Annotated in this window: 12 protein-coding genes and 1 riboswitch; all 12 genes read left to right on the top strand. The window is 30.9% G+C overall.

The genetic code is table 11. The features are described 5' to 3' along the window. Window positions 1-439 precede the first annotated feature (439 nt). The 12 genes from DW911_RS02040 (at window position 440) to DW911_RS01985 (ending at window position 13,100) form a co-directional block, all read left to right on the top strand. A complete protein-coding gene (locus DW911_RS02040; protein WP_118607393.1) occupies window positions 440-1,252 on the top strand; it encodes a folate family ECF transporter S component in 813 nt (270 codons plus the stop codon). Between the two features lie 61 nt (window positions 1,253-1,313). Next, window positions 1,314-1,757 (top strand): stage V sporulation protein AC, encoded by a 444-nt coding sequence (spoVAC, locus tag DW911_RS02035; protein WP_118607392.1) that lies wholly within the window; start codon window positions 1,314-1,316, stop codon window positions 1,755-1,757. Continuing rightward, window positions 1,735-2,739, top strand: coding sequence for a stage V sporulation protein AD (locus tag DW911_RS02030; RefSeq protein WP_118431529.1), 1,005 nt, complete (start codon window positions 1,735-1,737; stop codon window positions 2,737-2,739). The genes spoVAC and DW911_RS02030 overlap by 23 nt, the downstream gene beginning before the upstream one ends. Further along, window positions 2,736-3,086 (top strand): SpoVA/SpoVAEb family sporulation membrane protein, encoded by a 351-nt coding sequence (locus tag DW911_RS02025; protein WP_118431527.1) that lies wholly within the window; start codon window positions 2,736-2,738, stop codon window positions 3,084-3,086. Before DW911_RS02030 ends, DW911_RS02025 begins: the two co-directional genes overlap by 4 nt. Beyond that, a complete protein-coding gene (locus DW911_RS02020; RefSeq protein WP_233541810.1) occupies window positions 3,083-4,348 on the top strand; it encodes a spore germination protein in 1,266 nt (421 codons plus the stop codon). The genes DW911_RS02025 and DW911_RS02020 overlap by 4 nt, the downstream gene beginning before the upstream one ends. An 85-nt stretch (window positions 4,349-4,433) precedes the next feature. After that, window positions 4,434-4,775, top strand: coding sequence for a helix-turn-helix domain-containing protein (locus DW911_RS02015; protein ID WP_118431523.1), 342 nt, complete (start codon window positions 4,434-4,436; stop codon window positions 4,773-4,775). Window positions 4,776-4,811: 36 nt separating this feature from the next. After that, window positions 4,812-5,543, top strand: a complete 732-nt coding sequence (locus DW911_RS02010) for a segregation/condensation protein A (RefSeq protein WP_118431521.1) — start codon at window positions 4,812-4,814, stop codon at window positions 5,541-5,543. Beyond that, entirely contained in the window at window positions 5,536-6,141 is a 606-nt protein-coding gene (scpB, locus tag DW911_RS02005) for an SMC-Scp complex subunit ScpB (RefSeq protein WP_118431519.1), read from the top strand. The genes DW911_RS02010 and scpB overlap by 8 nt, the downstream gene beginning before the upstream one ends. Then, window positions 6,110-6,625 carry a DUF5662 family protein gene (locus tag DW911_RS02000; RefSeq protein ID WP_118431517.1) on the top strand — a complete coding sequence of 172 codons (516 nt, stop codon included), beginning with the start codon at window positions 6,110-6,112 and terminating at the stop codon, window positions 6,623-6,625. Before scpB ends, DW911_RS02000 begins: the two co-directional genes overlap by 32 nt. Window positions 6,626-6,716: 91 nt before the next feature. Further along, window positions 6,717-8,582: a PTS fructose transporter subunit IIABC gene (locus DW911_RS01995; RefSeq protein WP_118607391.1), complete on the top strand. Its 1,866-nt coding sequence runs from the start codon at window positions 6,717-6,719 to the stop codon at window positions 8,580-8,582. Between the two features lie 148 nt (window positions 8,583-8,730). Next, window positions 8,731-8,805, top strand: a riboswitch (cyclic di-GMP riboswitch). A gap of 43 nt (window positions 8,806-8,848) precedes the next feature. Further along, window positions 8,849-11,626 carry a SpaA isopeptide-forming pilin-related protein gene (locus DW911_RS01990; protein ID WP_118607390.1) on the top strand — a complete coding sequence of 926 codons (2,778 nt, stop codon included), beginning with the start codon at window positions 8,849-8,851 and terminating at the stop codon, window positions 11,624-11,626. After that, window positions 11,619-13,100 carry a SpaH/EbpB family LPXTG-anchored major pilin gene (locus DW911_RS01985; protein ID WP_118431684.1) on the top strand — a complete coding sequence of 494 codons (1,482 nt, stop codon included), beginning with the start codon at window positions 11,619-11,621 and terminating at the stop codon, window positions 13,098-13,100. The genes DW911_RS01990 and DW911_RS01985 overlap by 8 nt, the downstream gene beginning before the upstream one ends.

The following is a 13,100-nucleotide window of genomic DNA, read 5'->3' as shown; positions in this document are numbered from 1 at the left end:
TGAATATCGTGCGTTCTCATAAAAAGTGTCCAAAAAAGTGTTGACAATCCAATTCATAGAGTGATTAATCTTTTATAAGAACAGGAGCATATAGATTTTGAGGAAGCTGTTGGAAGATTTTATGGTTCAAGGACATACAAAACATTAACCCAAGTAGAAAACGGTTTATGGGCTGAAAATGCAGAATATATACTTGATCTTTTTAATGAAGAAAATAAGAGTATAGGTGAATAATGGGATATTTTCAAGGGTTATCTTGTTTTTATCCTTTTTTTGTAGTATGATGTCGATTGTATACAATTTGTATATAATATTAGAAAAAGGGGGAGTCTACTTTTTAAAGTAGCAATCATGTACGGTCATTGATCGGAATTAACGCCTGTGGACTAGAAAAGAGGACGAAGCAGGAAAGATTGATTTAAATTGTAGCAATCAAACAATGATTCAGATTATTTTAGGAATTTTAATCGTTTTGATTGGGGTGTTTGTTTTTTACAAATATCCGATGAAAAGTGATGTCAAGCAAATGGTGCTTGGAGCATTACTGGTCGTTTTATCCATTGTGTTAAAACGTTTAGCTATTATGGTACCTTTCTTAGGTTTTCCAAGTTTTAAGATTACCTTAGAAGTGTTTCCATTAATTGTTGCTGGTTTAACATTAAAACCAGGTTATTGTTATATTGTTGCCTTGGCAACAGATGGGTTAGGTTTAATTCTTGCTAATGCAGGAGGATTTCCATTTTTTGGCTTTACTTTAAATGCCATTTTACAAACCTTAATTCCATGTTTTTTAAAACAAAATTTAGTGGGGGAAAAATGGGAAACAAAGATTGATAAAATTGTTTATGCAGGGATGAGTATTATTGCTTTAGCTGCTTCGCTTTATGTGGTTTTCTTAAATAAAGTAACAATCTCTGATCAAGTCTTTGTTATTACATCGTCAATGAAAATAACTATTATTGCCGTTGTATGGTTATTGATTATTGTTTTATTTTTAGCGATGTATTTTTATAAAAAGAAAATATCTGCTAAGGAGTATCATCAATTTAATTTAGTTGTGATGTCAGTTATTTTAATTGATTTAGTCGTTACTTTTGTTTTAACTCCTTACTGGTTAGATGTGATGTATGGTATACCATTTTTTGCATCATCGTTTCTTAGAATGTTAAAAGCCTGTGTTATGATACCAGTGAGTATCATTGTGATTAACACAGTTTATCATATAATATCAAGAACATTAAAATTGGATTAACATCCAATTTTTTTGTTTATTCTGTTTAAATATGTCCATGCTATAAATGGAGATGAAGAAGATGAATATAGAAAAATATAATAAGGTAGCAAATAGTCATCAACCTCAAAAACATATCCTCAATCATACTTTGATGGCTTTTTTTTCAGGAGGAATCATTGGGATTATTGGAGAACTGATTTTGTGCTTCTATCAATATATATTTGATATATCTTTAAAAGAGGCAACACCTTTGATGATTATTACAATGGTTTTAATAGCCTCTATTTTAACAGGTTTAGGTATTTATGATCGATTGGGGGCAAAGTGTGGTGCTGGAACCTTTATTCCAATTACTGGATTTGCTAATGCGATGACTTCGAGTGCAATGGAAGGAAAAAGTGAAGGATTGGTTACTGGAATTGGGGCTAATATTTTTAAGTTAGGTGGCTGTGTGATTATGTTTGGTATCGTCTCGTCATTTATTTTAGGAGGAATTCGTTATATCATCGGTTATTTCTGGTAATTCTTTTCTTTTAGAAAATGTCTATATTCAAAATTGTGCAACAACAGTCGGTCCTTTAGAACATCAAGGACCCTTAGGAGCTTATTTTGATCAAGCTTATCAAGATTATCATTTAGGTTATAAAAGTTATGAACAAGCAGAAATAGCCATGCTTCAAGATGCTATTGCATTAGTGTTAAAAAAATCTAAAGTAAAAAAAGAAGCGATAGATTTATACTATGGTGGTGATTTGAATAATCAGCTTGCAACAACTTATTATTTAGCACCCTTTTTAAAAAGACCAACAATAGGTTTATATGGTGCTTGTTCAACCCTTGCATTAGCTATTATTCAAGCTAGTTTGATGATTGAAAATCATGTCATTAATCAGGCAATCAGTTTTACTGCTAGTCATAATGCTACGGCTGAAAGACAATTTCGTTATCCCAACGAATATGGTATTCAAAGAAGGGAAACGATGACTTTTACAGGAACTGGTGCTGTAGCAGTTCATTTAGGTTTAAAACCATCTAAAATTAAAATTACTGCGGTAACTCTAGGTAAAGTTGTTGATTATATGCAAGATGACCCTAATGATATGCCTCGAGCTATGGCGCCAGCAGCCTATGATACTTATAAACAACATATGAAAGATCTTCATCGTCAAGGAATTGATTATGATTTGATTTTAACTGGTGATTTATCGCAAGCTGGTAAAAGTATTTTTGAAGATATGTTAAATGAAGAACATCTTCATTATAAATATTATGATGATTGTGGTTGTTTATTATATGATAAAAAACAAGCCGTTAATCAAGGTGGAAGTGGTCCCGTATGTTCAGGACTTGTGACTTTTGGCTATATCTATCAAAAAATGCTAGCAGGAAAATATCGTCGTGTTTTATTACTCGCAACGGGGGCGCTTTTAAATCCAGTGATGGTTAATCAAAAACTAACGATTCCTTGTGTTTGTCATGGTTTTGTTTTGGAGGTGGCTTCATGAATTTTTTACTGGCTTTTGTTTTTTGTGGTTTTGTTTGTGCACTAGGACAACTGATTTATGAATATACAAAATGGACACCGGGACATATTACGAGTTTATTTGTTGTCATTGGTTCATTTTTAGATTTGTTTCATATTTATGATCAGTTAGTAAAAATTTTTCGTGCTGGGGCACTTCTTCCGATTACAAGTTTTGGACATTCTTTAATGCATGGTGCTTTAGCTGCTACAGAGAAGTTTGGTATTTTTGGATTAAGTATGGGAATGTTTGATTTAACGGCGGCCGGTATTTCTTCAGCAATCTTATTTGCTTTTTTAGTGGCAGTATTGGTTAAACCTAAATCATGATGAAGAATCCATCTTTTGATCTTAATCAAAGGTATCTTGATTATCGTGGCCGTAAAATTGAGGTTGATTATGTATCAAGTCTATGCAGTGATGATTTAATTGCTTATTTGGTTGAAGGAATTGTCAATGATCGGGGAGAAACTTTAAAAGATTGTTTAAATAATGGAGATGTTAAAGAAGAAAATAATCCTGAAGTTTATCAGTATGATTTATTGTGTGGCTGTGCCATAGTTAAAGATGGTCAACATGTCTATGTTTTAGATACTAGACATTTTCCTAGTCGTTCAATTGAACAACCGGATACTGAAAAATCAGTAAGAGGGAGTAAAGATGGATTTAATGAAACTTTACTTAATTGTGTAGGACTTATTAGAAGAAGAATTAGAACTTTAGATTTAGTTATGGATAAACAATCAGTAGGTATTTATAATAAAATGGATATTTGTGTTTGTTATTTAAAAAGTCGGGTAGATCAAACAATGTTAGATGAAATCCTACATCGTATTAAAAATTTAAAAAATGATGATTTAATTATGTCTGATCGAGCTTTAGAAGAGTTGATCTTTGATCAAGGTTACAATCCTTTCCCATTAGTACGATATAGTGAAAGACCAGATATTGTGGCTACCCATATTATGCATGGTTATATTGCGATTATTTGTGATACATCAAGTTCTGTGATGATGCTACCGACGACATTATTTGAAATTTTAGAACATGTTGAAGAACATCGGCAAACACCGATTATTGGTACTTGTATTCGTTTGATTCGTTGTGCATCTGTTTTTCTTTCTTTGTATTTAGTGCCTATTTGGATGTTACTTTCATCAATGAATTTAACCAAAGTATATCAAATCTTATTAGTAGAACTGGCAATTGAATTGTTGAGGATTGCAACGATTCATACACCTGATTCTATTAGTAATGCGATGGGGATGATTGCTGCTGTATTACTTGGACAATTTGCAATTGATTTAGGTATGTTTTCAGCAGAGATACTTTTATATTGTGCGATTGGGAATGTTTGTGGTTTTGCTACACCTAATTATGAATTGTCACTTACGAATAAGTATTTAAAGATTGTCATGATTATTCTTGTAGGATTATTTGGTATTATTGGTTTTATTCTTTTTCAAATTGTGATGTATGGTTTTTTGATTTATTTAAGGCCTTTTGGTTTTTCTTATCTTTATCCTCTTATTCCTTTTGATGGTAAGAAATTAGGACAATTTTTAATTCGTAAACCTAAACAAGAAAAGTAAAATCTATTGAAGATTTTACTTTTTTATTTACGAATATGTCATTATTTGTTAGAATTTATGCATTGTGTAAAGAAGGTGAGCGCAAATGGTATCAGGACAAATAATAGGTAAAAATATTTTAGATATGCGTTTAGAATTTGAAATGTCACAAGTAGAATTAGCAAATCAATTACATGTCAGTAAATCATTAATTTCTGCTTATGAAAAAGGAAATCGTAAACCCTCATTAGATGTATTAGAAAGTATGGCTGCTTTATTTTATGTAGAAGTTGATTATTTTTTAAAGGAACATCATGAAGGTGAAGAAGTGAGTCAAAGTGTAGATGTTTCAGATTTAAAAAGTGATCAAAAAGAGCTTATTTTTAAAATGATAGCCGAATTTAAAAAGCAAAATTATTATGAAAGATTACTCATGGAGGAATCTTAAATTTTATGATATAATGACGACAAATGGGGTGAAATCATGGAATATCAAATTATTTTAGATGATTTTCAAGGTCCTTTGGATTTATTGTTACATCTAATTAAAGAAAAGGAAATGGATTTACAAACAATTGAATTATCAGTGATTATTGATCAATATTTAGAGTATATTCATATGATGGAATCCTCACAACTTGAAATCATGTCTGAGTATTTAGTCATGGCGGCAGATTTGATTGAAATGAAAAGTAAGATGTTGTTACCTAAAGCTAAGGTAGAAATTGAAGATGAATATCAAGAAGATCCTCGTGAAGCATTGATTAGAAGATTAATTGAATATAAACGTTATAAAGACGTTTTAGATGAACTGAAAGAAAAATATGAACAGCGTCAAACAATGTATATTAAACCAGCTGATGATATGGAAGAATATGTGGTCGATACTTCTACAATGATTCCAGATCATTTAGAAGTGTATGATTTAATGAAAGCAATGCAAAAGATGTTTCAACGAAAGGCTTTATTAAAGCCTTTAGATACGCATATTTCACGTAAAGATATTTCTATTGATCAAAGATCAGATGAAATTCGTGAGTTTTTAAAACAAAGAGTTCAAAAGAAAGTAAAATTAGAAGAATTATTTGATCGCGCAGATCGTTATTATTTCATTGTTACTTTTCTTTCAGTGTTGGTGTTAGCTAAAGATCACGAATTAGAAATCATTCAAAATGATCTATTTGATGATATTTATGTGGAGGGAAAATATGAATAATAGAATGTTTGATATTATTGAAGGAATGCTTTATTTAAGAGGGGATGAAGGCATTGATATAAAAGAGCTAGCACAAGTCTTAGAAATCTCTAAAAAAGAAGCTGTTCAAGCTATGGATCAATTTATAGAACATTATCAAAGACGAGGTTTTCATGGAATTCAAGTTGTTGATTTTGGAGGACGTTATAAATTAGCAACAAATAGTGAATATGTGATGTATTTTCAAAAACTTGTAGAACAATCCAAAGCCAGTTTATCTAATGCTGCTTTAGAAACCTTGGCTATTATTGCTTATAATCAGCCTATTACCCGCGCTAAAGTTGAAGATATTCGTGGTGTAGGTTGTGATGCGATGATAAGAAAATTGATTGCTAAGGCATTAATTAAGGAAGTAGGAAGAGAAGAAACACCAGGACTACCTATTTTATATGGAGTAACGGATGAGTTTATGGATGCTTTTTCTTTAACTTCATTAGACGAACTTCCTGAACTAGGAGATATCATTGAAACAGAAACAGATGAAGATATTTTTAGTACACGTTATCGAGAAGAAGTAGGTGAAGATGATGAAACTACTGAATCATCTAAAGACAATTAATAAACATAAATATTATGTAACAAAACTTTGTTTTCGTTGTGGTTTATATAAACAAGGTTTGCTTCATGATTTATCTAAGTATTCCTATACTGAATTAAAAACTGGAGCAAAATATTGGTGCGGAACTCGTTCTCCTAATTCTATAGAAAGAGAGACAATAGGTTATTCTTCAGCCTGGTTGCATCATAAAGGCCGTAATAAACATCATTGGGAATATTGGGTTGACTTTTCTCATCAAGGAGTGACAGCGGCAAGAATGCCTGATCGCTATGTCGTTGAAATGTTTTGTGATCGGGTTGCTGCAACATTAGTCTATCGTGGCAAAGATTTCGATAACAGTGCACCATTAGATTATTATTTAAAAACGCATGATTATTATGTTATGCATCCTGAAACAGATGCCATGATTAAAGATATGTTAGAACATTTAGCTAATAGTAATCTTGATGAAACGATTGCTTACATAAAAGAAAGATACTTATAAGAATCATTTGATTCTTTTTTATTTTATAAAGAGAATATCTTGTAAGAAATGATGAATTTGTTTATCATATACCTAGTTAAAGGAGAAGATTATGAAAATTACAGAGTTATTAAATATAGACGCTATTGATCTTCAACCTCATGTTTCTTCTAAGCAAGAAGCAATAGAACATATGGTTGATTTATTAGATCAAACAGGGTGTTTAAATGATAAAGAAAAATATAAAGAAAGTGTATTACAAAGAGAACAACAAAGTACAACAGGTATTGGTGATGGTGTTGCTATCCCTCATGGTCAAAGTGAAGGAGTAGCACAAGCTGCCTTAGGAGCCATGGTTGTAAAAGAAGGGTTAGATTTTCAAGCCTTAGATGGACAGCCTACTTATTTGTTTTTTATGATTGCTGCGCCAAAAGAAGCAGGAGGAGTTCACTTACAAGCTTTAGCTAAATTATCTACTTTATTAATGGATGAATCATTTAGACAAGCACTAATTCAGGCTCCTTCTAAAGAAGCGTTTAAACAATTAATTGATGAAAAAGAAAATGAAAAAACAGAAGTTAAACAACAAGTTCATCCTGATGTTTTAGCAGTGACAGCTTGTCCAACGGGAATTGCTCATACTTTTATGGCAGCTGAAGCTTTAAATCAAGCAGGAGAAAAATTAAATATTTCCATTAAAGTAGAAACAAATGGTCAAGAAGGAGTTAAAAATGGACTGACTCAAGATGATATTGATCATTGTAAAGCTATTATTGTTGCTGCTGATAAAAAGGTAGAAATGGCTCGTTTTGAAGGGAAAAATGTGATTCAAGTACCTGTTAAAGATGGTATTTCTAAAGCTGAAGAATTAGTTAAAAAAGCAATGAATCAAGAAGGTGTGATTTATCATCATGGACAAAATGAAAAAGAAAAAATCAACCCTATTCGTATTTTCTATAAACATTTAATGAATGGTGTTTCTCATGCTTTACCTTTTGCGGTGGCTGGAGGAGTCTTATATGGTGTTCTTCATTTATGTCAAAACGCTTTAGCGAATAGTACGCTACTATCAGTTTTAGCGATGATTTATCAATTATTAATGTTAATGATTATTCCTGTTTTAAGTGGTTATATCGCTGACAGTATTGCTGATCGTCCTGCGATGGTATCAGGATTTATGGGAGGGCTTATTGTTTGTCAAGGAATGGCAGTAAATACGATTCCTACATGGAATGGAACTTTTGTACCTTCATTATTCGTCGGTATTATAGCTGGTTTTATTGCTGGATATTTCTCTTTATTATTGAAGAAATTATTAAGTTATTTACCATCATGTTTAAAAGGTATTGAAGCATCATTATTACATCCAGTGATTTCTACTGGAGTAGTGATGTTAGTGATGATCTTTTTAAATCCTTATTTATATTATGTACATAATGGTATTTTAAATTTAGTTTATCAATTTGAAATTAATACACCAACTAAGATTCTTTTTGGGGCTGTACTAGGTATGATGATGGCTATTGATATGGGTGGACCTATTAATAAAACGGCTTATGTATTTGGTATTGGTATGATTATTAATCATGATTATACAACGATGGCAGCTATTATGGCAGGAGGAATGGTACCTCCACTTGTAATTGCTTTAACTGCTACATTAAAGAAAAATAAATGGTCTGGAAGAAGAAAAGAAGCTTTAATGAATTATATCAATGGTATTTCATTTATTTCTGAAGGAGCGATTCCTTTCATGCAAGAAAATCCACAAACTGTTTTAACAGCTTGTTGTATTGGTGCTGCAATAACAGGTGGATTATCTATGTATTTTAATTGTGGTATTGCTTCACCACATGGTGGATTATTTTTAATCTGGATGGTTGATTATCCGTTACAATATTTAATTTCTATTCTTGCAGGAACGGTGATTGGTTCGCTTTTATTACTTGTTCTTAAATCGAAAAAAGAAAATTCTTAATCTGGAATTTTCTTTTTTTTGTTTAAAAACATAAAATTATGTTGATTATAACAATATTATTTAATTTTTTTGTATTTTATGTATTGCTTTTTTAAAAAGACAATGTTATTATGTCTATACAAGATAAATATGTATAGATAAGTTAATCGTAATTAAACGGCAAAGCTATCGCAAGGTAGTGACGCAAAACTATAGGGTCTTAATAAGACAGCCAGTTGCAATCAGTAAGATTGTGGCTGGTTTTTTTTTAGGGAAGGAGCAAGCAGATGAAAAGACATCGTCAAGTATTTAAGAAATTATTAGAACTCAGTTTAACATTTGTTTTAATTTTCGCAACATGTATTACTCATACTTATGGTACCAGTGATTCTACAACTCACACTACAATCAATACTTTTATCAGTGATGGTGGCGAATATTCTCTTGCTTATATTTTAAGTCATTATAATGTATTTACTTTTGACTATTATAAAGGAACGCATGTTGTGGGACCAATGATCGTAGGTGGTGAAGCAGGAAGAACAACATTACAAGGAGATGGTAGTGGTTCTTTAGCCCTTGGTGGTTTATCAACTTCTTCATCGCAACCTTTTCCTCATCTTGTTCCATCTTATATTAAAGGGAAAGCTAGTATTGGAAATACCGTTACAACACGTTCAAATGTCCCTTTCTATTTAGGAACAGTCAATCAAAATAATAGTTATACATTAGCAGGTGCTAATGGTAACTATTATGATTATTACTTCAGTGATAATTATGTAGATTTCGATCAAGCTAAAAGTTTAATTAAAGCTGATGCTGCTATTTATCAAAACTATGAAGGACCTTCTCAAAATGGCGAAACGATAAAAAAGGTAGAAATTAATATTGGTGATGCGTTTCAATATTTTAAAAATAATCCAGATCAAGATAAATATGACTATCAAGACTATGTTGTTTATAAAGATGTGGTTAATAGTGAAATAAAATTAGCGGTTAAATTAAAATTAGGTAATAATTATCATTTTACAAGTTTTAATAATGTGAGCACAATTATTTATGATTATGAAGCCAATAGTGATCCTTCAGATAAAACAACAATTATTTCTTGTAATGACGATAAAATTGATTCTTTTCCAATTATTTTAAAATCACAAAGTGATGCAATGGGTAAATCTGAAGGTTTAACATTAGCCAACGAAAAATTTTATCAGTTTGATAGTATTGAAAGTGGTCAAAATTTATCAGTGACTTATATTTGTCCTAACGCTACCAATATTGAAATAGGAAACGAAAAAAATCATCCTGGAATTGGTAAACTTAATGGGCATTTGGTAGCTGTCAATGCTGATGTTAAGATCTTAAATGGTGATTATAACGGAACTTTGATTGTTAAATCAGTTGACTCTAAAGCAGAAGGACATATGTGGTCATATAAAGGAATTATTACTCCAGGTTCACTTGATTTAACCCTTAATAAAAAAGTTAACGGACAAGTACCTGATCAAACATTTGAATTTAGCTTACAACAAGTATCGGGACCTGATGATTCATCCATTACTCAACAATTTAGAAATAGTCTTGTGACGAGTCAAACCCTAAAAGATGGATCATTTAAATTTAAATTAAGTGGTTTTGACCGAGCTGGAACATACATATATCAAATTAAAGAAATGAATAATGATGGTTATTTATGTACACCTGAAGCCCTTTTTGCAAAGGTAGAAGTCACTCAAAGTGGAACGCTCATGCTACCTCGTTTAGTTGGTTATTATTTAGATGAAAATTGTACGCAAAGTGCAGAGGCAATATTTAATAATCTTTCAAAAACAAAGTTAACTTTACAAAAGGTTTGGAAAGATAAAGATAATCAAGATATGGAAGCACCTCGTGATTCTATTAACGTCAATGTTTATCGCCAAGCTTATAAACAAAATGGACATCAGGTACAAATAAGAATTTTACAAAATATAAATGGAACATCAAAAGAAATAAAAAAAGAAACAGTATTTGTTGATGGTGATTTAACTTTTATCGCTGATGCTTCTGTTTTAGCTACAGGACAGAGTTATTATGTGGGTGGTATTAAAAAGGTAACAACAACCAATGGGTCATTAGACATTTCAGAAAGTAAAAATCCGGTATTTGGTACTTTTGATCAATATGGTATTGAAAAAATTAATTTAAGTAAAATAACCAGTGATGCAACCATTGATATTGAAGTGAGTAGTCCTGATGAATATTCACCCGATAATGTTAAGTTAACAGATTTTTCTTATACATCAGGTTCTATACAAAAAATAGGAGAACCTGAACAATATAGCACAGTGACTTTACAAAAAGGACAAAGTTGGAAATCATCATTAGATGTACCAAAGTATAGTCAAGATGGCAATGTTTATCATTATTTTGTAGAAGAAGAACAGCTTGCTGATTATGATGTGACTTATTCAAATGGGGAAACATCATCATCTAAGGCAAGTGATGTTGAAGCTAAAGAAAATGAAACTTTAACGATGACTAATAAACAAAAAGAGACAGTAGAAAATCATTATTTAACAATAACGAAAGTTGACCAAAATGATCATAGTAAGAAGTTAAAGAATGCTAAGTTTAGTTTATATAACGGAAATGAAGAACTTAAAGTAAAAAAAGAAAATGATATCTATTTTTATGATCCTGCTGGAGATGATATATTGACCAGTGATGATCAAGGAATGATTAAAATTGATTTAGACTCTTTCAAGAGTTTAAATATAAAAGATTATGTTCTAAGGGAGAAGGAGGCACCTGAAAATTATTTAAAGACATTTGATGAAATAAAACTTCACTTCGATTGTGAAAATGATTGTTATTACAAGATTGATGATCATGAACAAGTGAAATTGAACGATCATCAAGAACATTGTTTAGAAATAAGCAATGTACAAAGAGATGCAGTTATTAAAGTGCCTAATACAGGATATAAAGAATATCCATATCTGATGTTAGGTATGGGATTAGTAATGATAAGTTTACTAGGATTGATGATTTATAGAAAACAAGGGGGAAAAGGGAATGTTTAAAAAATTATCTCGTTTATTTATTGCAGTCATGATGATTTTGAGTATGACAGTAGGTGTTCATGCTGATAATGCGAATACTGCTAATCTTACAATTGTGAAGGAAGGAGCAACTTTTACTACATATCAAGTATTAAAAGCAACACCTAGTGGTGATGTATATACTTATCAAGTAAATGATGCTTTTAAAGATTTCTTTAAAGGAACTTATACTTTTGATGAAACAAAAGGAATTATCAAAGATGGTAAAGTCTTTTTACCAAATGATCAATTAAATACAACTGTTACAACAAAACCAACAAAAGTAGTGTCAAGTAAAGAAATGGCTGCTTTTACAAAAGCATTACAAGATTATATTAAAGATAATGCTTCAAAAAGTTTTATTACAAAAGATATTCAAAGTGAAAATGCTACTGCTTTGGATATAGGATATTATTTAGTATTAGAAACCAATAACAACAAAGATGATGGTATTGTGGCTTCTAAAGCAATGATGGTTAATTTAGTGGAAGATAAAACAATTTATCCTAAAGATGATCAAGGAGAACTTACTAAAAAGATTCTTAAAGATAATACAGGATTAGACAAAAACAGTGCAGCAATCGGTGATAAAATTCCTTATGAAGTTTCTGCCGTTATTCCAACTTATGATAGTTCAGTTAAAGAAGTGAATTATACTTTTACAGATACAATGTCAAAAGGATTAAAATATCAAGATGATTTAAAAGTTAAATTAGGAGATACTATCCTTACTAAAGATACAGATTATACACTAACAGTTACAGGAGATGCAACTCAAGGTACAACATTAGTCATTAAAATAACAAACAATAATTTATTGTTAACGAGTACAGATAAAAAGATTGTATTAAATTATAGTGCTCAACTTACAAGTGATGCTGCAGTTAATGATGCAACAAAAAATAGTATTAAATTAGTATATAGTCGCATTCCAGGTGTTAATGAAACAACATTAGAAGATAGTACAGAAACTTATACTTATGGTTTAAAGATTATTAAAAAAGCAAATGATCATAGCGGTGAAACACTTGAAGGGGCAGAATTTGCTTTATTTAAAGGAGACGTTCAAATTGGTAAAGCAGTTTCTACTAAAACAGGTGAAGTAAACTTTACTGATATGAATGGTAAAACTTTAGGATTAGATGTAGGAACATATACTTTACGAGAAGTAAAAGCACCAAGTGAATATAGTACATTAGGAAAAGATGTTAAACTTACGCTTACAGCTAACACTGATTTATCAAAGAAACCAACAATGACAGTGACAACTGCAGATGGTGATATCAAAGAAGCAACAATAGAAAATGATCGTATTAGTATTGTTGACTATAAAGGTATTTCATTACCTGAAACAGGTGGATCAGGAACAACAATCTTCATGATTGTTGGTGGAGGTTTAGTTGTAATAGCTTTAGTAGCTTATGGAATTTATGAATTAAAAGGACGTAAAGACTAA

Origin of the sequence: Erysipelatoclostridium sp. AM42-17, assembly GCF_003480255.1 — a bacterium.
Taxonomy (GTDB): domain Bacteria; phylum Bacillota_I; class Bacilli_A; order Erysipelotrichales; family Coprobacillaceae; genus Faecalibacillus.
The sequence above is the reverse complement of the archived record's forward strand: the minus strand, read 5'-3'. Positions and strand labels throughout refer to the sequence as shown.